Consider the following 24,301-nt stretch of genomic DNA (forward strand, 5'->3'; position numbering starts at 1 on the left):
AAGGGAAAGAAATACGGTGGGTCAGTCATCAAGAATCTGGCGCAGGCGTTCTTTCTCAGCTTCGCTGAGGCCGTCCTTGACTTCCGTGCCCACCGCCTGAGATCGGTTGCGTAAAAAACTCCAGCCTATCACGGCGGCGATCAACAGCATGATCGGACCGGCCAGCCAAAGCATCAGGTTCGCCCCCGTTACCGTCGGCTTCAACAGAACGTATTCACCGTAACGATCCACGATAAAATCGACGGCTTCTTCATCCGTGTCACCCGCGACCAGCCGTTCGCGCAGCAACAGACGCAGGTCGCGGGCAAGTTCGGCATTGCTTTCGTCGATGCTTTCGTTACGGCAGACAAGGCAGCGCAGACCGGTGCTCAGGTCACGCGCGCGTTGCTCCAGGACCGGATCTTCCAGTACCTCGTCTGGCTGCACCGCAAACAAGGGCGACGCGATCAGGGCTAAAATCAGGATCAGACGCTTCATTCCGCCGGTACTCCACCCGAAGGTGCTTTGCGCGCCCCCGCTGCCACCCGGAACCTGCGGTCAGTCAAGCTCAGAAGCCCGCCCAATGCCATCAGGATACATCCGCCCCAGATCCAGTTGGCCAGAGGTTTGATGTAAGTCCGCATGACCCAACCACCATCGGCTTGCTGGTCCCCTATCACGACATACAGGTCGCCCCAAAAGCGATAGTCGATCGCCGCCTCGGTAGTAGGCATCCGGGCAACGGGGTAATTGCGTTTCTCGGGATGCAGCGTGCCCATAGACCGACCGCTCTTTTCAACCTGAACATCCGCAGTGGTTGAAAAATAGTTCGGCCCTTGCACGTCGCGGACATTTTCAAGCGTCAATGTGAACTGCCCAACTTCAAACGGCTGACCGGGCTGCGCAACGCGGATATCTTCAACTTCCCACGCGGTCAGACCGGCAATGGCAAAGATGGTCACGCCAAGCCCGGTATGAGCCACAGCTTTACCCCAGTCCGCGCCAGGTAAGCGGAACAGACGTTGGATACTGCCCTTGCGACCGGTGCGGCTCCACAAGTCCACAGCCGCACCTAAAGTGATCCAGGCCCCAAGAAACAGTCCGATTGGCCCAAGGGCGCTGCGCCCAGTCTGCATAACCCAGACCAACAGGGCCAACGCGACCGACAAGATGAACACATAGCGCAGGGAATAGGCCGTCTTGCCCAATTTGCCCCGTTTCCATGGCAACATGGACCCTATCGGCAAAGCAATTCCCAAGGCCACCATGAAGGGCGTGAAGGCCGCGTTGAAGAATGGCGCCCCGACCGAGAGCTTACGGTCGAACGCCATCTCGGCAACCATCGGCCACATCGTTCCGAAGAATACCACGAAACAGCTGACCGCCAGCAGGATGTTGTTTAGAATCAACGCGCTTTCGCGGCTGACCACGCTGAACACACCCTTTGCCTCCATCGCTTGTGCGCGGGCCGCGAACAGGGTCAGTGCCCCACCGATGAAAAGCACCAGAATGATCAGGATAAAGACGCCGCGTTCCGGGTCATTTGCAAAGGCATGCACAGAAGTCAGCAAGCCCGACCGCACGATGAATGTCCCGATCAGCGAAAAGCCAAATGCGATGATGGCCAACAGGATGGTCCAACTTTTCAACGCTTCGCGTTTTTCCACGACGATGGCGGAATGCAACAGGGCAGCGGCCAAAAGCCATGGCATGAACGAGGCGTTTTCCACCGGGTCCCAGAACCAGAAACCACCCCAACCCAGCTCGTAATAGGCCCACCATGATCCCAGAGCGATGCCAATGGTCAGGAATATCCACGCGGCCAGGGTCCACGGACGCACCCAGCGGCCCCATGCGGCATCAACACGCCCTTCGATCAGGGCGGCCACAGCAAAACTGAATGCCATGCTAAGCCCCACATAACCCAGATACAGGAACGGCGGATGGAAGGCCAAGCCGGGATCCTGCAACAACGGGTTCAGGTCGCGACCGTCAAACGGGGCGACGATCAGCCGATCAAAGGGGTTCGAGGTGAACAGGATGAACGCAAAAAACGCCACCGCAATCATCGATTGAACCGACAGAACCCGCGCTTTCAATGTCGGTGGCAAGCCACCTCCGAAAAACGCAGCCATCGCTCCGAACAATGACACGATAAGAACCCACAACAGCATCGAGCCCTCGTGGTTTCCCCACGTCCCGCTGATCTTGTACAGCATCGGCTTGGCCGAATGGCTGTTCTCGACGACCACACGCAGGGAAAAGTCCGAAGTCACGAACGCCCAGACCAAGGCTCCGAACGAGAAAGAAACCAGCAAGAACTGGACGATTGCCGCGGGTTCCGCGACCCCCATCCAGCCGACCCAGCGTTTGGCTGCGCCGATCAAGGGAACGATCGACTGCACGATTGCGACGAGGAAGGCGAGGATCAGGGCGAAATGGCCAAGTTCTGTAATCATGCCCCGGATATAATCCTGTTGCGTGACAAGCACCAATCACTTTCGCCCTCTTGCCGCGAACATAGTGTCGCGGGTCAGCCGGCCCTTTTGCGCCGCCATGTCTCTAACGCAGGGTTTTCGTCGGATTTTATTGTGTCTGCTGTCAGTGCCGCGTCCGGGCCGGGTTTGGCCACACCCACGCTGTCGCTACGCATCGCCGCCAGCGCCTTTAGGTTCCCAACCACTTGCGGAGTGCGCATCATAGTGGCGGAAATTTCGCGTTGCAATTCTTGCACCTTGGCCTGATGCCGCGCGCCGAAATAAAAGGACACAATCACCCCCAGCAACCACCACAACGGCTCGGGTACTAGGGCGATCCCCTGCATACGCGCCGAAAACCAGACCGGATCGACCATGGCTGCCACGAAAAGACCAAGCGTTCCCAGTGCCATCGCGGGCCTGGGCAGGCGGTTAAGACCGTCGATAAACCGATCAAACGGAGCTTTTCCAGCGCCATGGAATTCTGCCGCGAACTGACTGACGGCCTGTTGTCGGACCTGCAAACCCCTCTCGGCGCCGCTTTCGGCATTTTCCCGAAAGACTTCGACAGTTTCGCGTATGATGTTGCGCTCGTTTCCAAACAGAAAACCCAAAATGCCCGAGATCAATCCCATCGTGAAACCCTCTTTTGGAACTCTGCATCCGTCAGATGATAGGAGGGCGAAACAAACTCTTCCGCTCGTCGGATCCAGCCCCCTTTACCGCCCGCCCTGCTACGCGCGTATTTGCGGGACGCGGGCCTTCGGTCCGCGAGACGGAAATAATAGTTGCGGCGCGCGACCCCATAGGCATCTGCGAACGTTACCGGGTCGGGCTTGGCCGCGCTTTGGCATGCCCGAGCTGTCTGTGGCCCGACAACACCGTCAACGACTACGTCGAATCCCATTTCGCACAACAATCGCTGCAGATTGCGGACTGCCTGCGCACCGGCATTGACGTACATGTCAAAAACCGAGGGTTGGACCACCTGGGGCAACAGTCTCAGGCGCGGAAGCTCAAAATAATGTCGGACGAAAATATCAATGGCCTGCGCTTTGGTGAGCCTTCGCACATCCGCTTGGTCCACCACCCCATCACTAGACAAATCCAGACCCAGACGCCGCATGGTATGAACGGTCACACCATAGTTCCTTGCGCCGCTTGGATCATCCGGGTCATCTACGAACCCGACCTCTCGCCCTACGATCTCAGTCGCAATTTGCCGAACCGTTTGCATCGCACCCTCCGCCTTTGATTGCGCAAAGGCTCGGGCAAATTAGTTAACCCGTGGCAATGAAAATGGGCGCTGTGTGCCATGTGCACGCAACGCCCCTGTTTGAAGTTAGGTATCGGTCCCGGATCAGCCTCCGTCGACCTCTTTGTAGACGCCCTGTTCTTTCAGGGCATCAACGACCTCTTTCGGCATGTAGGTTTCATCGTGTTTGGCAAGAATTTCAGTGGCTTCGAAAACGCCATTTACGTAAGATCCGGTGCCGATCATTCCCTGATTTTCTGTGAACAGGTCCGGCAGAACGCCGGTAAAAGCTACGGGAACACTATCGCCACCATCGGTCACGACGAAGCGTACCGTCTTGCCCTGCCCCCGCACTATCGAGCCTTCTTCGACCAGCCCGCCAATCCGAAATACTTCGGTCGGTTTAGGGGGCTCGGCGATCACTTGGCTGGGTGAACGGAAGAAATTGATGCCGTCCCGCATGGCATACCCAATCAACGCCGTCGACAGCGCCAAAGCGACAGCTGCCAGCACAATAACCTGAATTCTACGACGTTTCTTGAGCGTTTTCATACCGTCCTCACGGGAACAAGGGGGCCATCATCAGACCCCGGGTTTCATCCTCACCTAACATCAGGTTGGCGTTCTGCAAGGCTTGCCCGCTGCTACCTTTTGTCAGGTTATCCAGCGCGCCGATCACGATGGCCCGGCGTTCTATCCGGTCTGCCACCACACCGATATGGCAGAAGTTCGATCCCCGCACATGGTGGGTCGAGGGTGCCTCGCCAAAGGGCAGCATCTGGATAAAGGGTTCGTCTAGGTAAGCCTTTGCCAGCGCCTCATATACGCTGCTCGGATCACCCTTGACATAAGTCGTTGCCAGAATACCCCGGTTGGCCGGGATCAGGTGTGGTGTGAATTGCACATGAACAGTCCGCCCGGCCAGAGCCGAGAATTCCTGATCAAACTCACCCAGATGGCGATGCGTGCCGCCAATCGCATAGGCGTTGTAACCTTCGCTAAGCTCTGCATGCAGCAGATTTTCCTTCAGCGACCGCCCTGCCCCGGACACAGCGCATTTCAGATCCAACACGATATCGTCCAGATCAATGACGCCGGCCGAAATCAGTGGGCGCAGCACGTACTGACCAGTCGCCGCATTGCAGCCGGTTCCGGCCACAAGGCGCGCATTGCGGATCTCATCGCGATAGAACTCGGTCAGGCCATAGACCGCCTCTTCCTGCTGCTCCATTGCCACATGCGGGTTTCCGTACCACTTCTCGTACTCTTCGGGGTCGCGCAGCCTGAAATCCGCGGACAGATCGACGATCTTTAGGGTTTTGGGCAAGTCCCGAATGACCTCTTGGCTGGTTTTATGCGGCAGCGCGCAAAAACACAGGTCGACTTGCGAGAAATCGATCTCGGAAATTTTACACAGATCTGGCAAGTCCATGTGCCGCAGATGCGGAAAGACCTGCGCCATCGACTGACCAGCCTTTCGCTCGGCGGCCAGCGCGACGATGTCCATATTCGGGTGTTCGGCGATCAGCCGCACCAGTTCAGCGCCGGTATAACCAGATGCGCCCAGAATTGCGATTCTATGGGTCATGTGAGACCTCTTGTTTCAGTGTGTCACAGGATACGATCGCCGGTGTGACGGTCGTTGAACTACGGGATCAAACAGGTTGCGTCCTTGACCTAAGTCAGGCGGCGTCGAAGGTGATTTTTCGTCGGAGGAATTGCGTCGCCCTGTCACTGACAAACGCGGGCTTGCCGGTGGTCAGAAAGCCGCCGTCGCCGTCACCCTGCATTCTCGGATGCCGTTGCAAGTAATCCGCCAGGCTTTCGGCGACCAAATCACCCTGACTGTACACCTGAACATCCGGCCCAAGGGCTCGTTGGAAGGTTTCGGCCATCAGCGGGTAATGGGTGCAACCCAGAATCGCCGCCTGCGGCTCGGGCATCTTGCGTTTCAGCGCATCTACATGCGACCGCACCAGCGCTTCGGCCAGGATCATGTCACCGTCTTCGATGGCGTCCACGACACCTCCACAGGCCTGCGCCTCGACATCTACACCGATGGCTCGAAATGCCAATTCCCGCTGAAAGGCCCGACTGGACACTGTGGCAGGCGTTGCGAACAGGGCCACGTGTTTGACGGCGACTTCCCGCGGCGGGCTGTTATCGCCCCATTGACGTTCCGTCAGCGCCTCTATCAGCGGCACAAACACACCAAGCACGCGCTTGCCCTCGGGCACACCTTCTTCCTGCATCCGGCGCAATGCAGCCGCACTTGCAGTATTACAGGCCAGAATCACCAGATCACAGCCCCGGTTCCACAGATCGTTTACAGCCTTGCGTGTCAGGCCATAGATGTTTTCGGCGTCCCGCACCCCATAGGGCGCGTGTGCGCTGTCCGCGAAATACAGAAAATCCACGTCCGGCAGACGTTTCTGCGCGGCGTTCAAGACGGTCAGACCGCCCAACCCGGAATCAAAGATGCCTACTGCCATTTACTCCTTCAGGCGCGATGCCGTTCCTCAAATTCATAGCCGTAGTCATAGGACTTCAGCGGCTTTGGGGACAGCTCATACGTGGCTTTGCGCAAGAAATCCATCATCTTGCGTTTGTCGGTGGCTAACGGGTCCAAAACGTCGCGGGAAATCGGCTCTCCGATGACCACTTTAACCGGCGTATCGACGCGTTTCTTGAACTCTTTGATCAGCAGTCCCATACGCAAAGTGTTGTGCAGATGGCTGGCAATCTGGAACAGGCGCGAGGTGTGACCGTCAAAGAAAACGGGCACTACGGCAGCCTCAGATTTGGCCACCATTCTTGCAGTAAACCCACGCCACCCCGGATCCATCGGATGGGAGAACGGCTTTAGACCCGTGCTGACCGTTCCACCCGGAAAAATTCCTATTGCACCGCCATTTCCAAGATAGTTCAGCGCGGTTTTCCGGGTTTCAATATTCTGCTTCATCGCCTCTTTCGTTTCTTCAAACGATATCGGCAAGACAATGTTGTCCAAGTCTTCAGCCTTGCGAAACACATGGTTTGCCAGAATGCGAAAATCGCCGCGCGTTTCGGACAAAATGTGACCCATCATCATTCCGTCCAAAATGCCATACGGGTGGTTGGCAATCAGGATCAGCGGCCCGGTTCGGGGGATGTTCGACAACGACCCGCCGACCACATCCAGCGAAAGCCCGTACCTCTCAACCATGACCGACCAGAAATCACGCCCGTCGGCCACCACTTTTTCATACCCATCTGCACGCTTGATCAGGCGCATGCGGCCCGTTGTGTTCTCCATCAACTTAATGACCATACGCCCGCCTTTGGTTTCGGCGGAATAGGCATAAGAGATGTCACGAGCAACATGGCGGCGCGAGGGCATTTCGAACTCCGATACTTGGCACCTGCTAGATAGTGCCAAGTAACAATTTTGCCTAGCTATCGTGACAGGCTTGTGACGGATTATTCAGCGGCGGCTTGTATTTCAGGACCGCCATTTCGAATGGTCGCCAACAGTTCTTCGCGCCTTTTTGCGGCCTTAGCCTCGTTTTCAAGTAGAACCGGGCCAAAGCCCTTAATCTCAAGCGGCAGCTTGGCCAAAGCGACAACCGCATCGTGAGCTTGTGGTGTAACCAAGGGCGTTATCTCTTTGAGATCATGTTCATATTGCCGGATCAAGGCGCGCTCCATCCGTCGCTCGGTGCTGTAGCCAAAGATGTCCAGAGGAGTACCACGCAGGCCTTTCAACCAGGAAAGCAGCTTCAACGGACCCAACATCCACTCTCCGAATGCGCGCTTGCGTGGCCGGCCTTCTGCGTCTTTTCCACCCAATATCGGTGGCGCAAGGTGCAGGGTCATTTTGAAGTCGCCGTCAAACTCGGCCGCAGCCTGTTCGCGACTACGCAGCAGCAGACGCGCAACTTCGTATTCGTCCTTGTAGGACAACAGCTTATGATACCCTCTTGCGACGGCCTCTTTGACGGATTCATCCTCGAAGCTATCGACAAGCTTACGATAACGTTTTGCCAGACGGGCGCCTTGGTAGTCGGTCAGGTGCTGCGCACGGAAATCAATCAGCTGTTCTAAAGTTTTTGGCAGCTCAGTCACCTGAGGGTTCAAAATCGCGGTGACGTCCTGCGGATGCAGAACGGCCCAACGGCCGATATCAAAGGCGCGTTTGTTGCGCTCAACCGCGGTCCCGTTCAACTCGATCGCCTGTAACATCGCTTCATGGCTAATCGGTAATAGGCCACGTTGCCAGGCCGCTCCCAAGACCATCATGTTCGAATAGATCGAGTCGCCCATAACCGCGCGCGCCAGATCAGTGGCGTCAAATAGCGACAGGCCCTCTTTCAGCCGCGCTTGCAGCGCAAGCTCTAGTCGATCGCCGGGGATCTGAAAGTTTGTGTCGCGGGTAAAGTCGCCCGTGACGGTTTCATGGCTGTTAACCACGGCACCGGTTTGACCCGTGCGGGTCAGACCCAGGGTTTTGGCCCCAGCGGACACAACAAGGTCGCCCCCGATCAGCGCATGCGCCTCGCCGGTAGCCACACGAATGGCGCTGATATCTTCGGGTCGGTTGGCCAGACGGCAGTGGATGTGCACTGCGCCACCTTTTTGGGCCAGACCCGCCATCTCCATCATCCCGGCGCCCTTGCCGTCGATCTGAGCCGCTTGCGCCATCACAGCGCCCAGAGTGACCACTCCGGTCCCGCCAATACCGGTAATAACCACGTTATGTGTACCGTTGATCGTCGGCAGAACGGGCATCGGCAAGTCCGGCAAATCGATCTCGGTCGTGGCTTCCTTGCGGATCTTTGCCCCTTCCAACGTCACGAAAGACGGGCAAAATCCTTTCAGACAAGAGAAATCCTTGTTGCAGCTGGACTGGTCGATAGCGCGCTTACGCCCAAGTTCGGTCTTTTTCGGAACGATCGAGACACAGTTCGACTGCACGCCGCAATCCCCGCATCCTTCGCAGATGTCCGAGTTGATGAACACGCGCTTGTCCGGGTCGGGGAAAGTGCCCCGTTTGCGACGACGACGCTTTTCTGCCGCACAGGTCTGAACATAGACGATGACCGAAACACCTTCAATCTCGCGGAATTTCTTCTGCACGTTCATCAGTTCGGCGCGTTCAAAGGTTTCCACGCCCGACGGCATCGCCTTGAAGTTCACATCTTCTTTTTCGTCGTAGACCACCGCAACGTGCTGAACGCCCATGGCCTTGACCTCGGCCACGATCCGCTCTGCGCTTAGGTCTCCTTCGTTGTCCTGTCCGCCCGTCATGGCGACGGCATCATTGAACAGGATTTTGAAGGTGATGTTGGCGCCTGCCGACAGCGCCGCTCGGATCGATTGAACGCCCGAGTGGTTGTATGTACCGTCGCCCAGGTTCTGAAACACGTGATTGGTCGTCGAGAACGGCGCTTCGCCGATCCAGTTTGCACCTTCTCCGCCCATCTGGGTGAACCCGGTGGTTTCCCGATCCATCCACTGCACCATGTAGTGACAGCCGATCCCCGCATAGGCCCGGCTGCCGTCGGGCAGTTTGGTCGAACTGTTATGCGGGCAGCCTGAACAGAAATACGGCAAACGCGTTGCAATCTCTTCTGCATTATCCGCCCGGCGCGCCTCGGAAAGGTTGGCCATCCCGGCGCGCACCCCGTCCGTATCGCGCCCTTCCTCGATCAGGATATCGCCCAGTTTTTCGGCGATCATGATCGGGTCCAGTGCGCCGCGTGTCGGGAACAGCTCTTCCCGATGCAAGGTCCCGGCCCCGCCCTTGTACCAGCCGTAGACGCGACGCCCGCGGCGGTCGTCAAAGATGGCTTCTTTGACCTGAACCTCGATCAGCTTTCGTTTTTCTTCAACGATTACAATCAGGTCCAGACCCTCGGCCCAGTCATGAAACCCTGCCATATCCAGCGGGAATGTCTGACCAATCTTGTAAGTCGTAATGCCCAGGCGCTCGGCCTCGGCCTCATCGATATTCAGCAGTGACATGGCGTGCGTCAGGTCCAGCCAGTTCTTGCCGGCCGCTACAAACCCGATTTTCGCACCCGGCTTGCCCCATACGCGCTTGTCCATCTTGTTGGCACGCGAGAATGTCTCGGCCGCGAACCGCTTATAGTCGATGACCCGTGCTTCCTGCAGGTGCGGTGTATCACCCAACCGAATGTTCAAACCGCCTTCGGGCATGTCGAATTCGGGAACCACAACATTCATGCGATCCGGGCTGCCATCCACGACCGAAGTAACCTCGATCGTGTCTTTCATCGTCTTCAGGCCGACCCAGACGCCTGCAAACCGGCTGAGGGCGAACCCGTAGATGCCATAGTCCAAGATTTCCTGCACACCAGCGGGGCTAACCACGGGCATATACATGTCGACCAAAGACCACTCGGACTGATGCAAAACGGTCGAGCTTTCGCCGGTATGGTCATCGCCCATTGCCATCAGAACGCCGCCATGTTTGGCGGTCCCAGCCATGTTCGCGTGACGCATCACGTCGCCGGAACGGTCCACGCCCGGCCCCTTGCCGTACCAAAGTCCAAAGACTCCGTCGAACTTGCCGTCGCCGCGCAACCCGGCCTGTTGACTGCCCCACAATGCCGTGGCGGCCAGATCTTCGTTCAGCCCGAACTGAAAGGTCACATCGCTTTCAGCCAGATGTTTCTGGGCTCGCATCATCTGTTGATCTACAGCCCCAAGGGGCGAGCCGCGGTATCCGGTCACAAGACCCGCAGTATTCAGACCCGCCTCATTGTCCCGTGCCTTTTGCATCAGCATAAGACGCACCAGCGCCTGTGTGCCGTTCAAAAGAACGGGGTTTTTCTCAAGATCGAACCGGTCGTTTAGCGATATTTGTGGCTGACTCATCGGACGCCTCCCCTCGTCAGATCAGTGTGCTTCATTCATACGCATTTTAGGTCAAAAAAGCTGACCTGTATAGGACCTACCAGTCTGTTATTGTAACGTTTCAACAGTTTGAATGTAGAACTTGTTACCTATTTCATATAGGGCTTCGGAAGGATAACGAAAGTTGCGGCGATGGATTGGGACAAGTTAAGGATATTTCACGCGGTTGCGGATGCGGGCAGCCTGACTCATGCGGGGGACAAGCTGAATCTGTCCCAATCCGCGGTCAGCCGGCAGATCCGCGCGCTTGAAGAGTCGCTTGATTCGACACTTTTTCATCGCCACGCCCGCGGCCTGATTCTAACCGAACAGGGTGAGTTGTTGTTCGACGCAACTTCGGCCATGTCGAAACGTCTGGACGCCGCCGCTGCCCGCATTCGCGACAGCGAAGAAGAAGTGTTCGGAGTTTTGCGCGTCACCACCACGTTTGGCTTCGGTACACTGTGGCTGGCGCCGCGCCTACCAAAACTGTACGAGCAATACCCCGATCTGAACATCGACTTGATGCTGGAGGAGCGTGTTCTCGACCTGCCGATGCGCGAGGCTGATGTTGCCATCCGCATGAAAGAGCCCAGCCAGGCCGATCTGGTGCGAAAACGCCTGATGACCGTGCAAATGCAGCTTTACGCTACGCCGGAATACCTGGAAGAACGCGGCAGCCCGGAAAGTCCCGAAGACATCTCGAAACACAGGTTGATCTGCCAGACACCCTCGGCCCCGCAGGTCGGCGCAAGCGCAATGATGGTCCGGCACCTGATGACCTACAATCCGACCTCTCTGTTGACGGTGAACAACTATTTCGGCGTTTTGCAGGGTGTTTTACACAACCTCGGCATCGGCGTGTTGCCGGATTACGTGACCCATGACTTTCCGCATCTGCAGTCGATCCTGTCGGATATCGAAACCGCCGATGTCCCGGTTTATCTCGCCTACCCCGAGGAACTGCGCCATTCCAAACGCGTCGCGGCATTCCGCGATTTTGTTCAGGATGAGATCATTGCGCAGCGCAAGCAGTTGAAGCAGATGGGAAAACTGTAGATATGCACCAGTAGCATAGCGGCAATGATCTGCGATCAGTCTATAAAACCTTGATAGTACACAAACCGCCCCCTAAATGAGCAATCGAAGGCGGTGATGCTGTAACGCTCATCATCTTCACCTCCCTGTTGGACTACGGCCGAGCTTAGTGCTCGGCCTTTTTTTTGCCCGCAACACTAAATTCATATCTGAAATGGGTGAAACATCTGGGAAAATCCTGCACTTAAGCCTATGATCACGAAAAAATCATTAAGACTTATGGTCGAGGACAGATTCGATGTTTCACCTCACTCGCCTGTTAATGGCGTTCCTCTCTATTGCGCTATTATCCGGGCCAGCACTTGCCCAGGTCACTAGTACCTCTAGTGCACCGGCTACCGTCACAATCCCCGAGGATCTGACGCCCGAACAAGTCGATGACATGGTCGCACGTATGTCCGACGACCAGGTCCGCGCGATTTTGCTGGAGCGTCTGGACGCGGTTGCGGAAAAAAACGCCGCCGAAGCGGAAGAGCGCGAAGACCCAATTACAGAAATCAATGAGATCTGGGCCGAAATGGTGGCGTCGTGGACTCAGGTTATCGTCACGGTCCCGAACATCTTCAGTGCGCAAGCCGACGCTTTCAAAAACTTTTCGGCAACCTTTGGTACAACCGGCGCGTTTACCCTGCTGGGCCTGATCCTCAGTGTTCTTGTCGTCGGCTTCCTCGCGGAAAAGCTGTTCGAATTCCTTACTCGCCGGTGGCACGAACATGCTGAAGTTGGGGATGAAAATGACCTTTGGGGCGCCGTCAGGTACCTGTTTCGCCGTTTTTGCCGCGAGATCGCAGGATTGGTCGTGTTCTATGTCGTCATCCGCGCGGTCGGGCGTGGGCTTCTGACTCCGGAACAAATCACCTACGCGGCACCCTTCGTTTTTTACCTGATCTGGATTCCGCGCTTGGGCGCAGCGGCCTCGCGGTTCGTACTTGCACCAAGCAAACCACACTACCGGCTGGTAAACATTGATGATCACTGGGCGAAATACCTACACCGCAACCTGATCGGTCTGCTTATTTTGGTCGGTTTCACGCTGTTCCTGCTTCATTTCAACAGGCTGAACGGCATTACCGGCGGCGAAACACGCATTGGTTTCTGGCTGAACGCAGCGATCCATATCTATATCGGCGTCATCGCCTGGACCGCGCGCGAAGGCCTGTCTCAGATGATGTTGGGTACCGACCCTGATCACTCCAAATTTGATGAGGAAGTCGCCCACTACTACCCCTACTTCGCAATCGGCGTGTCGGCGGTAATCTGGCTGCTGGTCGAGTTTATCGTGGCGCAACGCAATCCTTCGTCCTTGGCGCTGCTGGTCAAGGGGGCGCATTTCACCACCATGGCATGGCTGCTGATCGCACCTGCGTTGGATACGCTGATACGTGGGCTGGTTCGCCATCTGCAACCGCCGATGCTTGGCGAAGGACCGGTGGCCGAACGCGCATACAAGTCCACTAAACGCAGCTATATCCGGATTGGTCGGGTTTTGGCCGGCATTCTTGTCATCCTGATGATTGCCCGGGCATGGGATCTCGACCTCAGTGAAATCGCGGGTGGTGGGGATGAATCCGGTAGCAAGGTCATCCAGTTCTTCATCATCATTGCTGTTGGCTACATCCTGAACGAGGTCGTTTCGCTTTGGATCAACCGTCGCCTTGCGAAAGAGCAAACTGCCGTTGAACAAAGTGCTGATCAAGAAGCGGGCGAAGGCGGCGGTTCTGGTGGATCACGTCTGGCGACGGTTCTGCCCCTGCTGCGTGTGACCGCTCAGGTCGCGATTGCGGTTATCTTTGTCCTGCTCGCGCTTGGCGCGCTGGGGCTGGATATCACGCCGCTGCTTGCTGGTGCCGGTATTCTTGGCCTGGCCATCGGCTTTGGTGCGCAAAAGCTTGTTTCGGACATTGTCGGTGGAATCTTCTTCCTGATCGACGATGCGTTCCGGGTTGGCGAATATGTCGATATCGGCGGCACCATGGGTACGGTCGAAAAGATCTCGATCCGCTCCATGCAACTGCGCCACCACCGCGGTCTGGTTCACACCATCCCCTATGGTGAGATTCAGAAGATCACCAACTTCAGCCGCGACTGGGTCATCATGAAGCTGAAATTCACGGTGCCCTTCGATACAGACCCGAACAAGGTGAAGAAGATCTTCAAGAAGATCGGTGCCGAGATGATGGAGGACGAAGTTCACAAGGACGGCTTCTTGCAGCCCTTCAAATCTCAGGGCGTGTTCGACTTTGACGATGTCGGCATGATCATCCGCGGCAAGTTCATGGCCAAACCGGGCAAGCAGTTCACCCTGCGCAAAGAGATCTTCAACCGGGTTAAGGCTGCCTTCAAGGAAAACGGCATCGACTTTGCCCGTCGCGAAGTTCGTGTCGCCATCCCGGGACTGGACGAAGCTGAAAACCTGACCGAAGAACAAAAAGCAGCAGTTGGCGCTGCGGCTGCAGATGCGTCCAGAAAGGCTCAGAACCCAGCTTAACGACATCGGATCATCCGCTGATAAGTCAGCGGATGACACCCGCAAAGTCCAAACAACAGACGGAACCGGCCCAATCGCCGGTTCCGTTTTTACTTTCACAATTGGCCTGCGCTGACTTGACCCTTTCCACAAGCGGCACCTTGCCCTAAAAGGCCCGCAATCCCGGCCAACCTGGACAAGGACACACGATGCAAGAGCCCGCCATCACCTCGGATCTGATTGCCGCACACGGGTTGAAGCCCGAAGAATACGATATGATCCTCGAGATCATCGGGCGCGAGCCGACTTTTACCGAACTCGGCATCTTTTCGGCCATGTGGAACGAACACTGTTCTTACAAATCGTCCAAGAAATGGCTGCGTACCCTGCCGACCTCTGGGCCTCAGGTAATCTGCGGACCGGGTGAAAATGCAGGTGTGGTGGATATCGGCGACGGTCAGGCGGTGGTGTTCAAGATGGAAAGCCACAACCATCCCTCGTATATCGAACCCTATCAGGGTGCGGCCACAGGTGTTGGCGGCATTCTGCGCGACGTTTTCACCATGGGTGCGCGCCCCATCGCCTCGATGAACGCGCTGTCATTTGGCGAGCCCGGCCACCACAAGACCCGCCAACTGGTCAACGGCGTGGTCGAAGGCATTGGCGGCTATGGCAACTGCTTTGGTGTCCCTTGCGTGGGTGGCGAAGTGCGGTTCCACCCTGCCTATAACGGCAACTGCCTTGTAAACGCCTTTGCTGCAGGTCTGGCCGACAGCGACAAGATTTTCTATTCGGCGGCCTCTGGCGTCGGTATGCCCGTTGTTTATCTGGGTGCAAAAACCGGACGTGACGGCGTTGGCGGCGCAACCATGGCCTCGGCCGAGTTCGACGACACCATCGAAGAAAAGCGCCCCACTGTTCAGGTCGGCGACCCGTTCACCGAGAAGCGCCTGATGGAAGCCACGCTTGAGCTGATGCAGACCGGTGCCGTGATCTCGATCCAGGATATGGGCGCAGCGGGTCTGACCTGTTCCGCCGTTGAGATGGGCGACAAGGGCGGTCTGGGTGTGCGTCTGGATCTGGAGAACGTTCCTCAGCGCGAAGAAGATATGACAGCCTATGAGATGATGCTGTCTGAATCACAAGAACGCATGCTGATGGTCCTCAAGCCCGAGCTTGAAGCTGAGGCCCGCGCTGTGTTCGAAAAATGGGACCTGGATTTCGCAATCGTCGGCGAAACCATTGCCGAAGACCGCTTCCTGATCCTTCACAACGGCGAAGTCAAAGCCGATCTGGTCCTGTCCAAGCTGTCCTCGACGGCACCGGAATACGACCGCCCATGGGAAGCCACGCCGGAAGCCGAAGAGCTGGCCGAAGTCCCGCAAATCGACCCGATCGACGGTCTGCGCGCTCTGCTCGCTTCGCCAAACTACGCAGGCAAGCAGTGGGTTTATGAGCAGTACGACACCATGGTTATGGCCGACACCGCCCGCACGCCGGGTCTGGGCGCAGGCATGGTCCGCGTGCACGGCACTGACAAGGCGCTTGCCTTCACCAGCGACGTAACCCCGCGCTATGTACGGGCAAACCCCGTTGAGGGCGGCAAGCAAGCTGTGGCCGAGGCCTACCGCAACCTGACCGCCGTTGGGGCCAACCCCTTGGCGACCACCGACAACCTGAACTTCGGCAACCCCGAAAAGCCCGAGATCATGGGCCAGTTCGTCGGCGCGATCCAAGGCATCGGCGAAGCCGTAGCCGCGCTGGATATGCCAATCGTGTCGGGCAACGTCTCGTTGTATAACGAAACCGATGGTCAGGCGATCCTGCCGACCCCGACCATTGGCGCAGTAGGCTTGCTAAACCACACGGACGAGATCATCGGCAACGAGGTTCGCGAGGGCCATGTTGCGCTGGTGATCGGCGAAACCAATGGCCATCTTGGCCAATCCGCCCTGCTGGCCGAAGTGTTCAACCGCGAAGACGGCGACGCGCCGCATGTCGATCTGGATGCTGAAAAACGCAACGGCGAGTTCATCCGGGCCAACCGCGAGATGATCAAGGCCTGCACGGATCTGGGTGACGGTGGTCTGGCGCTGGCAGCCTTTGAGTTGGCGGAATCCGCAGGCGTCGGCGTTCACCTCGATGAAGCCTCGACTGAGTTCCTGTTCGGCGAAGATCAGGCCCGTTATCTGGTTGCGTGCAACTTTGATCAGGCCGAGGCACTGATGATCGCTGCTGGTCAGGCAGGGGTCCCCTTGGTGTCCGTAGGCCGGTTCACTGGCGACAGCATTCGGGTTGGCAGCTCTGAGGCCGCGTTAGAGGATCTGGCTACCACGTTCCGCACCAGCTTTGCTGAGGCTGTCGCCTAACACCGAAGCAATCTTTGCAACATGAAACCTGCGCCTGTCCTGGCGCAGGTTTTGTCGTTTCAGGGCCCCTATCCTCCCCTTGCACGCCCCGCCCGGGCGCTCTACATCTTGAGAAAGACCTTCAGGAGAAACCTACATGCCGATGAGCGCCCACGAAATCGAAGCCCTACTGCGCGAAACCTTTCCGGATGCGGAAATTCAGGTTGGCGGAAGCGATGGCGTGCATATGTCCGCAATGGTCGTGGACGAAAGCTTTCGCGGGAAAAACCGGGTGCAACAGCAGCGCGCAGTCTATTCGGCCCTGAAGGGCAAGATGGACGGCGCGGACGGAGAGTTACACGCTCTGGCGCTGACCACGAAAGTGCCTGAGTGAGCACGGCTTTTTGGGCATATTCGCTTTGGGGCGCCGTGTTTGTCGGCATCGTCGGAATTTATGTCGTCGCCATTGTCAGGCGTAGCCGCTCTGCACGAAGACCCATCACGCGTGGACGCAAAGGGGCGACCCCCAGTCAGAATGCCAGCGTGGTCGCCTCAACGATGGACGGAGGCAGGGGGGGCGCGGTGAGTGCGATAGTTGTTCCGCGTGATCCGCAGCAATACGCAAAGACAATGGCTCCCCAAAAATGAACGGCTGGCTCTTCTGGATAGGCATCATTGCAGCATTGATAGTTGCCGCGGCACTTATCGAAGCCTATGTGAAGCGCAACAGAAAGCGTAAGCTGGCCGACATGCGCCCGGACCCGGACAAGATCAGCAAGGTCGGCGGCATTGAAAGATACGGGCTGGATCCGCTGGCCCTGGCACAGGCCGAGCATCGGCGACTAGAAGAAGAAGGATGGGTCCCGGACCCGTCAAAGGATGAAACGACCGCCCCCGACGCGGGTGAAAAGGACAAGCAAGATGACCGACGTTAAGACTCAGATCAACGAAACCGTCAAAGCCAACGATGTGGTGCTCTACATGAAAGGCACCAAAGAGATGCCCCAATGTGGGTTCTCGTCCCGCGTGGCCGGCGTGCTGAACTACATGGGCGTTGAATATGCCGATGTTAATGTTCTGGCCGACGAAGAGGTTCGTCAGGGCATCAAGGATTATTCTGACTGGCCGACCGTGCCACAGCTGTACGTCAAAGGTGAATTCGTCGGCGGTTGCGACATCATCACCGAGATGACCCTGTCGGGCGAATTGGACACGCTGTTTGACGAAAATGGTGTCGAATTCAACAAAGAAGCAGCTGACAAAATTCGCGAAGCAAACGCCTGATCAGCGACTGCTGCAATTCTCCAGAACAACCTGCTCACTGGTGGCCCCACTGGCCGCCAGAAAGCTGACGGTCGCATCCCACCCTTTTGACCGAAGGATATACGACCCGGTCTCTCCTTTGGATTCATAGCGAATACCTGATCCGCTGGGCACTTGCTGCAGGGCAACCAATTGGTTGTCTACCATCATCGCCGCCGCACCAGAGCCGTCGGACGCATTGAAATACGCAACCTGCAACTCAATGCCATTCTGGCAAGTGAAGGTAACCGGCAGGATATCCATGTCCGCCCAGGCCAAGCCCCCTGGTAGACCGAACATTCCGGCCAACGCTACCGTTTTTAACGCATTCATTTCGCCGTATTCTCCTCAACCACCGAGGCCAAGGCCTCAGCGCGTGCGGCCAGTTCGGCCAGTGTGTCCGTGACCGAAGGCGGGACGACCGCCACTTCAATCCTTTCAGGCTCGGGCTCAGGACGGTTGCGCAGGCTTTGCAATTCGGCTTCAACCTCGGCCAGCTTGGCCTCTGCCCGTTTGAGCTTGTCATCTGTCGCGGCGGTCTTGTCGGCCAGCATCAGCCCGGCCATCAACAGCATGCGTGCTTCGGGCATCCGACCGATCTGATCAGACAAAACCTGCGCTTCGTCATCCAGCATTTTCGCCGCAGATTGCAGAAATGGCTCTTCACCGTCCTGACACGAAACATCAAAACCGCGGCCACCGATATGAATGGTCAATTCGGGCATTACTCTACCTCTCCCTCAGCCAGCTTTGCCTGCGACAGCAACGGCTCCAGCCGGGCCAGTACCGCCTGAGCTTCGGCAGCGTCCGTCGCCTGTGCAGCCTTCGTCGCCTCAAGTTCGGCCACGGTGGCGCGGTTCAACAGCTCGGCATCGGCCAGGCCGTCCTTGCTGGCCGCCCGCAACTCATCCACCGAGTTGCGCAATTGTTCGTTCGCCTTGCGCATACGTTGAAGATCATCATCCAAACGCGACATGGCCGCGCCGTGGCTGGCACGTTCCGCTCGCAACATCTCAAGCTCTGCGCTTAACTCCGCAACACGCTCGCTGTCGGCCAATTCGGACCGCAACTTTTTATTCTCATCTTCAAGCGACTGCGTTTTGCTCACAACCGCTTTAAGTTCATCGTTTTCTGTCTTGAGAACAACCAGTTCGTCCTGGTTTTCCAATGCAGCTTTAGCCTCTGCCAACTCGGCCCTGGCCGCTTCGACCGCCGCCAATTTGGCAGTGGCCTCTGACAGCTGCTGACGCAACGCGCCGTTTTCAGGATCTTCGGCTGGCGTTGCTTTCAGCGCATCCATGTCGGCGCGCATCGCGTCGACTGCTTTCTCGTGCCGTTCCTTGAGGGATTTCAGCCGCTCTTCCAGCTGCGCATTGGCGACGCGCTCGTCTTCCAATGCCGTGTGCAAAGCGGTGTCGTCACCGCCACTTGCAGGCGTCGCGTCACGCAGGGCGTCTACCCCGGTTCCGATCCTCTCCATCGCGGCAACGATACGGCGCTGTAATTCTTCAATCTGGCTCATGCCCCTGCCACCTCTTTACCAAGGTTCACTTTTTCGCGGCCCATCCGAATCAATACAGGCCGGGTATTGGCCTAGTCTAACCGAATGAAACGGAAAATACCCACTGTTTGCTTTCAATCACTTGGACAGCATTCTTGAACCACGAACGCGACGCAACCCCCGGTTCCACTTGCACTTTGGGGGGTGGATGGTATTGAGCGCCCCATCTGCCTGTAATCCAAAGGAACAACGCCCGTGGACCTGACTGCGCTGCGCAATGCCAATCCTGAACACTGGAACAAGGCTGCGGCAATCCGCACCCTGACCCTTGACGCCGTCGCCGCCGCCAATTCCGGCCATTCCGGTATGCCGATGGGCATGGCCGACGTTGCGACCGTGCTGTTTGAAAAGCACCTGAAATTTGACGCCTCGGCCCCGAACTGGCCTGATCGCGACCGGTTCATCCTGTCAGCTGGTCACGGTTCGATGTTGGTCTATTCTCTGTTGTATCTCACTGGTCATGCGGACGTGACACTGGATGAGATCAAGAACTTCCGCCAGCTGGGTGCGAAAACTGCGGGTCACCCGGAAAACTTCCTGGTAAACGGTATCGAAACCACCACCGGACCATTGGGTCAGGGCATTTCCAACGCAGTTGGTTTCGCCATGGCCGAAGAAATCCAGCGTGCGCATTACGGCAAAAAGGTCGTCGATCACTATACTTATGTGATTGCGGGCGATGGTTGCCTGATGGAAGGCGTCAGCCAAGAGGCCATCACCCTGGCTGGCCGTCATGAGCTGAGCAAGCTGATCGTTTTCTGGGACAACAACAACATCACCATCGACGGCACCGTGGATATTGCCGATCGCACCGATCAGGTGCTCCGCTTCAAGGCCTCGGGCTGGGACGTGATTGAAATCGATGGCCATGATCCGATCGCGATTGATGCAGCCATTGTGCAAGCCAAATCGTCCAACAAACCGACCATGATCGCCTGCGAAAGCCACATCGCGCTGGGTCACGCCGCACAGGATACTTCCAAAGGTCACGGCGCATTGACCGATCAGGATCAGCTGAAAGCCGCCAAAGACGGCTATGGTTGGCCCCATGATGCCTTTGTGGTCCCTGCTGACGTCAAATCAGCTTGGGAGGCCATCGGTGCCCGCGGCGCGGCTGAACGCGCCGAATGGGAGGAGCGTTTCGCGCAGATTTCCGAACGCAAACAGGCCGAATTCAACCGCGCCTATGCGTTTGATGCACCTAAGAAACTGGCCGGTGCCATCCGTGCGTTTAAAAAGCAGATGTCGGAAGATCAGCCGAAACTCGCCACCCGCGCGTCTTCGGAAAAGGTTCTGAACGTTGTGAATCCGATCATGACCGAGACCGTAGGCGGTTCGGCCGACCTGACCGGGTCGAACAACACCAAATCTGCGGATATGGGCGTGTTCCTGCCGGAAAATCGCAAGGGCCGCTATATCCACTACGGAATTCGCGAACACGGCATGGCCGCCGCGATGAACGGTATGGCGCTGCACGGCGGTATCCGCCCCTATGGCGGCACGTTCATGGCGTTCACTGACTATGCCCGTCCTTCGATGCGTTTGGCCGCTTTGATGAAGGTGCCTTCGGTCTTCGTGATGACCCACGATTCTATTGGTCTGGGAGAAGACGGCCCGACCCACCAGCCTGTTGAGCATCTGGCCATCTCGCGCGCGACGCCGAACACCTATGTGTTCCGTCCCGCCGATGTGGTTGAAACGGCTGAGGCGTGGGAACTGGCGCTGACGTTCAAGGACAGCCCTTCGGTCCTGTCGCTGACCCGTCAGGGCGTGCCGACTGTGCGCAAGGAACACAAGACCAAGAACCTGACCGCGCAAGGTGCGTATGTTCTGGCCGATGCAGACAGCAAACGTCAGGCCATTCTGATCGCCACCGGGTCCGAAGTGTCGCTGGCGATGGAAGCCAAAGCGATGCTCGAGGCTGAAGGCATCGGAACCCGCGTCGTCTCCATGCCCTCGATGGAGCTGTTTGCGCAGCAGGATGAGGCCTATCGCAAGCGCGTCCTGCCGGGCGGCCCCGTCCGCGTCGGTATCGAGGCCGCCGTGCGCGCCGGTGGCTGGGATCGCTGGTTGCTGGGTGAACGTGGTCGCGAAGCCAAAGCCGGTTTCATCGGCATGTCCAGCTTCGGTGCGTCGGCCCCCGCCGGTGAACTGTACAAGCATTTCGGCATCACCGCCGAGGCGACAGTGGCCAAGGTCAAGGAACTGCTGGGGCAGTAAACGCCCTGCTCATCAGCCAGATACAAAAAAAGGGCGGCTTTGGCTGCCCTTTCCTATTTTGGCTGCTTTAGCTCGGCCTTCAACGCCGTATAGGTCCGTTTCGCATAATCCAACCGCAACTCATACCGTTCTGCTGGCACGATCCCATCGGGCACGTTCTGCCCTGCAGCAGACAAAACCTGCCTAACATGCGTTCCATATAGCGGAATGAATTGCGCCGACTGGCCGCTGAGCAGGTTAAACAATCGACCCCCTGCCCACTCGGCGCGTCGGGCCGCAGTGTCCGCCGTATCGATCCGGAATTGCAGTACCCGGTAAAGCCTGAGCGGCTCAAACGGCATTTGTTCCGCGTCAAGGTTCATGGCCGACAAGGCCGCCGCTTTGCGTTTGGCTGCCCGCCCATTTAATTGTATGCGGACCCAACTCTGGACCGGTCTAAAAGTCGGTAAATGGCTCAAGTCACTCACTTCAGGATTTTCAATTCAATGCGCATCAGTCTTCTTTGAAAACATCCCGATCATCGGCCCGACCACCTTTGTCGCCACCGGGATCAGAACAAACCCCCATGCCAAACCGAACACACCGTCCATCGTCGCCTTAGATACCCATTCAACAACACTGGTCCACTGCTCAGACACAGAATGACCAATGGCAAAGGCCCAGTCGTGAATGTGGTGCCCCAGCCAACCAAAGCCCAGAACCTCCATCCCGTGAATGATGATGGATCCGCCAACCCACAGCATTGCCGCGGTGCCGACTATGGACAGGATTTTCATAACAACCGGCATGGCTTTGACCAACCCGCGCCCAAGCCCTCGCCCAATCGGTGTCGGTGCGTTCTGCGCGAGATACAGCCCGACATCGTCCATCTTCACGATCAGAGCAACTGACCCGTAGACCGCCACAGTGACACCGATCCCCACAACCGCCAAGGTCGCGGCCTGCATCCACAGGTTTGGGGCCTCAATCGCGGCCAATGCGATCGTCATGATTTCAGCCGAAAGGATAAAATCCGTCTTGATCGCGCCTTTGACCTTCTGCTCTTCCAGGTGGCCGGGGTCGCGAATGGCCATGTCTTCGTCAATGACGTGACTTCCATGGGGGAAGAGGACATGAAATATCTTCTCGGCCCCTTCAAAACATAGATATGAGCCACCGAGCATCAGCAATGGTGTAATCAGCCACGGAGCAAAATTCGCCAGCAGCAAGGCAACCGGCAGCAGCAGGATAATCTTGTTGAATATGGATCCACGCGCGATGCGCCAAATGATGGGCAACTCGCGCGCCGGGGCGAATCCCTGAACGTATTTCGGGGTCACTGCGGCATCGTCGATGATCACACCAGCGGTCTTTGCGCCCGCCTTTCCGGCCGCCGCGACCACATCGTCCACGGACGAGGCCGCAACCTTTGCAATACCTGCAACGTCATCCAACAGGGCCAACAGACCGCTCATGGTGTTTCCTTTCACTTCACCTGCCGCAACCGGAGCCTACCCGATCCGACGGCTAGCGCAAGCGTTAGCGCAACCGGCATAGGTTTGCGCTAACACGTTAAAAATATGTCACTTTTGGTCTTTTGGGAATGCGCTTTGACCGCTATATGGCGTCCAAAGCAAGCGCATTTTGGAGACAGCACATGACCATCAAGGTCGGTATCAATGGTTTTGGCCGCATTGGCCGCTGCACGTTGTCGCATATCGCGGCATCCGCCCGCAACGACATCGAAGTGATCAAGGTCAACGCAACCGGCCCGCTGGAAACCACAGCGCACCTGCTAAAGTATGACAGTGTCCACGGACGTTTCCCCCGCGATGTAGCAATCGATGGCAAAACCATGGATCTGGGCCGCGGCCCGATGGAGATGTTCTCGACCTATGACATGAACGAACTGGACTGGGATGGCTGCGATGTCGTTCTGGAATGCACCGGCAAATTCAATGACGGTCTGAAAGCCAAAACGCACCTGGATCGCGGTGCGCAAAGGGTCCTGCTGTCGGCCCCCGGCAAGAACGTCGACAAGACCATCGTTTATGGTGTAAACCACAACAGCCTTGTGACCGATGACAAAATGGTCTCGAACGGCTCGTGCACCACGAACTGCCTTGCCCCGCTTGCCAAGGTACTGGACGAGGGTATCGGCATCGAGAACGGCATCATGACCACGATCCACGCCTATACCGGCGACCAGCCGACCCTGGATCGCCGTCACAGCGATTTGTACCGTGCACGTGCAGCGGCCATGTCGATGATCCCGACCTCAACAGGTGCCGCGAAAGCTTTGGGTGAAGTTCTGCCCAATCTGAAAGGTCGCCTGGATGGTTCGGCCATCCGTGTCCCGACCCCGAATGTTTCTGCGGTTGACCTGACATTCCGCGCTGCTCGTGATGTAACGGTAGAAGAAGTGAACGCCATCGTACGCGAAGCCTCGTTGGGTTCGATGCAGCGTGTTCTGGGCTATGAACCCGCACCGCTGGTTTCGACCGATTTCAACAACACCGAGGAAAGCTCGATCTTCGCACCCGATCAGACCCGCGTTGTCGGCGACCGCATGGTTCGCGTTCTGGCTTGGTACGACAACGAATGGGCGTTCTCGGTCCGCATGGCAGACGTTGCAGTTGCCATGGGTCGCCTTAACTAAGGTTGCTTTGAAATCTTGAACCTTTTCGCCCGCTCAGGTTAACTGGGCGGGCGTTTTCG

At 57.3% G+C, this 24,301-nt stretch carries 22 protein-coding genes; 8 read left to right on the forward strand and 14 right to left on the reverse strand.

The features are described from left to right. Positions 1 to 21: 21 nt before the first annotated feature. The 9 genes from DHN12_RS02230 to DHN12_RS02270 all read right to left on the reverse strand — a co-directional run bounded on the left by DHN12_RS02230 (position 22) and on the right by DHN12_RS02270 (position 10,590). Complete coding sequence (locus DHN12_RS02230; RefSeq protein WP_108858696.1) at positions 22 to 477, reverse strand: cytochrome c-type biogenesis protein; 456 nt, start codon at positions 475 to 477, stop codon at positions 22 to 24. Next, entirely contained in the window at positions 474 to 2,438 is a 1,965-nt protein-coding gene (locus tag DHN12_RS02235; RefSeq protein WP_108859081.1) for a heme lyase CcmF/NrfE family subunit, read from the reverse strand. Before DHN12_RS02235 ends, DHN12_RS02230 begins: the two co-directional genes overlap by 4 nt. A 74-nt stretch (positions 2,439 to 2,512) precedes the next feature. After that, positions 2,513 to 3,091, reverse strand: coding sequence for a holin family protein (locus tag DHN12_RS02240; RefSeq protein WP_108858697.1), 579 nt, complete (start codon positions 3,089 to 3,091; stop codon positions 2,513 to 2,515). After that, complete coding sequence (locus DHN12_RS02245) at positions 3,082 to 3,693, reverse strand: holin-associated N-acetylmuramidase (RefSeq protein WP_108858698.1); 612 nt, start codon at positions 3,691 to 3,693, stop codon at positions 3,082 to 3,084. The genes DHN12_RS02240 and DHN12_RS02245 overlap by 10 nt, the downstream gene beginning before the upstream one ends. Positions 3,694 to 3,816: 123 nt before the next feature. Beyond that, complete coding sequence (gene ccmE / locus DHN12_RS02250; protein ID WP_108858699.1) at positions 3,817 to 4,263, reverse strand: cytochrome c maturation protein CcmE; 447 nt, start codon at positions 4,261 to 4,263, stop codon at positions 3,817 to 3,819. A gap of 7 nt (positions 4,264 to 4,270) precedes the next feature. Further along, positions 4,271 to 5,299, reverse strand: a complete 1,029-nt coding sequence (gene argC / locus DHN12_RS02255; RefSeq protein WP_108858700.1) for an N-acetyl-gamma-glutamyl-phosphate reductase — start codon at positions 5,297 to 5,299, stop codon at positions 4,271 to 4,273. Positions 5,300 to 5,393: 94 nt separating this feature from the next. Continuing rightward, complete coding sequence (locus DHN12_RS02260; RefSeq protein WP_108858701.1) at positions 5,394 to 6,203, reverse strand: glutamate racemase; 810 nt, start codon at positions 6,201 to 6,203, stop codon at positions 5,394 to 5,396. Between the two features lie 8 nt (positions 6,204 to 6,211). Next, the gene (locus DHN12_RS02265) at positions 6,212 to 7,090 is read right to left on the reverse strand and encodes a lysophospholipid acyltransferase family protein (protein WP_108858702.1); all 879 of its coding nucleotides are present in this window, start codon (positions 7,088 to 7,090) and stop codon (positions 6,212 to 6,214) included. Positions 7,091 to 7,170: 80 nt separating this feature from the next. Then, complete coding sequence (locus DHN12_RS02270; RefSeq protein ID WP_108858703.1) at positions 7,171 to 10,590, reverse strand: indolepyruvate ferredoxin oxidoreductase family protein; 3,420 nt, start codon at positions 10,588 to 10,590, stop codon at positions 7,171 to 7,173. A gap of 171 nt (positions 10,591 to 10,761) precedes the next feature. On the opposite strand from DHN12_RS02270, the gene DHN12_RS02275 reads away from it, so the two are divergent. The 6 genes from DHN12_RS02275 to grxD all read left to right on the forward strand — a co-directional run bounded on the left by DHN12_RS02275 (position 10,762) and on the right by grxD (position 17,805). Then, positions 10,762 to 11,667: a LysR family transcriptional regulator gene (locus DHN12_RS02275; RefSeq protein WP_058271530.1), complete on the forward strand. Its 906-nt coding sequence runs from the start codon at positions 10,762 to 10,764 to the stop codon at positions 11,665 to 11,667. 277 nt (positions 11,668 to 11,944) lie between these two features. Next, positions 11,945 to 14,194 carry a mechanosensitive ion channel family protein gene (locus DHN12_RS02280; RefSeq protein WP_108858704.1) on the forward strand — a complete coding sequence of 750 codons (2,250 nt, stop codon included), beginning with the start codon at positions 11,945 to 11,947 and terminating at the stop codon, positions 14,192 to 14,194. A gap of 188 nt (positions 14,195 to 14,382) precedes the next feature. Next, positions 14,383 to 16,542 (forward strand): phosphoribosylformylglycinamidine synthase subunit PurL, encoded by a 2,160-nt coding sequence (purL, locus tag DHN12_RS02285; protein ID WP_108858705.1) that lies wholly within the window; start codon positions 14,383 to 14,385, stop codon positions 16,540 to 16,542. A gap of 136 nt (positions 16,543 to 16,678) precedes the next feature. After that, positions 16,679 to 16,915, forward strand: a complete 237-nt coding sequence (locus tag DHN12_RS02290; RefSeq protein WP_108858706.1) for a BolA/IbaG family iron-sulfur metabolism protein — start codon at positions 16,679 to 16,681, stop codon at positions 16,913 to 16,915. Positions 16,916 to 17,165: 250 nt separating this feature from the next. Next, positions 17,166 to 17,456, forward strand: a complete 291-nt coding sequence (locus DHN12_RS02295) for a hypothetical protein (RefSeq protein WP_108858707.1) — start codon at positions 17,166 to 17,168, stop codon at positions 17,454 to 17,456. After that, entirely contained in the window at positions 17,443 to 17,805 is a 363-nt protein-coding gene (grxD, locus tag DHN12_RS02300) for a Grx4 family monothiol glutaredoxin (protein WP_108858708.1), read from the forward strand. The genes DHN12_RS02295 and grxD overlap by 14 nt, the downstream gene beginning before the upstream one ends. On the opposite strand, the gene DHN12_RS02305 is transcribed toward grxD, so the two are convergent. The 3 genes from DHN12_RS02305 to DHN12_RS02315 are packed head-to-tail and all read right to left on the reverse strand — an operon-like array spanning position 17,806 to position 19,345. Next, positions 17,806 to 18,156 (reverse strand): MliC family protein, encoded by a 351-nt coding sequence (locus DHN12_RS02305; protein WP_108858709.1) that lies wholly within the window; start codon positions 18,154 to 18,156, stop codon positions 17,806 to 17,808. Next, positions 18,153 to 18,548 carry a cell division protein ZapA gene (locus DHN12_RS02310; RefSeq protein WP_058277846.1) on the reverse strand — a complete coding sequence of 132 codons (396 nt, stop codon included), beginning with the start codon at positions 18,546 to 18,548 and terminating at the stop codon, positions 18,153 to 18,155. The genes DHN12_RS02305 and DHN12_RS02310 overlap by 4 nt, the downstream gene beginning before the upstream one ends. Next, complete coding sequence (locus DHN12_RS02315) at positions 18,548 to 19,345, reverse strand: hypothetical protein (RefSeq protein ID WP_108858710.1); 798 nt, start codon at positions 19,343 to 19,345, stop codon at positions 18,548 to 18,550. The genes DHN12_RS02310 and DHN12_RS02315 overlap by 1 nt, the downstream gene beginning before the upstream one ends. A 234-nt stretch (positions 19,346 to 19,579) precedes the next feature. Between DHN12_RS02315 and tkt the strand changes: the two genes are divergently transcribed. Continuing rightward, complete coding sequence (gene tkt / locus DHN12_RS02320) at positions 19,580 to 21,604, forward strand: transketolase (RefSeq protein WP_108858711.1); 2,025 nt, start codon at positions 19,580 to 19,582, stop codon at positions 21,602 to 21,604. A gap of 53 nt (positions 21,605 to 21,657) precedes the next feature. Here tkt and DHN12_RS02325 read toward each other — a convergent pair whose 3' ends face one another. Continuing rightward, positions 21,658 to 21,966 carry a hypothetical protein gene (locus tag DHN12_RS02325; protein WP_159089949.1) on the reverse strand — a complete coding sequence of 103 codons (309 nt, stop codon included), beginning with the start codon at positions 21,964 to 21,966 and terminating at the stop codon, positions 21,658 to 21,660. Positions 21,967 to 22,086: 120 nt separating this feature from the next. Continuing rightward, entirely contained in the window at positions 22,087 to 23,058 is a 972-nt protein-coding gene (locus tag DHN12_RS02330) for a DUF808 domain-containing protein (RefSeq protein WP_108858713.1), read from the reverse strand. Between the two features lie 182 nt (positions 23,059 to 23,240). Here DHN12_RS02330 and gap point away from each other — a divergent pair, with 182 nt between their 5' ends. Continuing rightward, positions 23,241 to 24,242, forward strand: coding sequence for a type I glyceraldehyde-3-phosphate dehydrogenase (gene gap / locus DHN12_RS02335; RefSeq protein WP_058271518.1), 1,002 nt, complete (start codon positions 23,241 to 23,243; stop codon positions 24,240 to 24,242). The last annotated feature ends 59 nt before the right edge of the window (positions 24,243 to 24,301 follow it).

The organism is Ruegeria sp. Alg231-54 (assembly GCF_900143525.1).
Classification (GTDB): Bacteria; Pseudomonadota; Alphaproteobacteria; order Rhodobacterales; family Rhodobacteraceae; genus Ruegeria.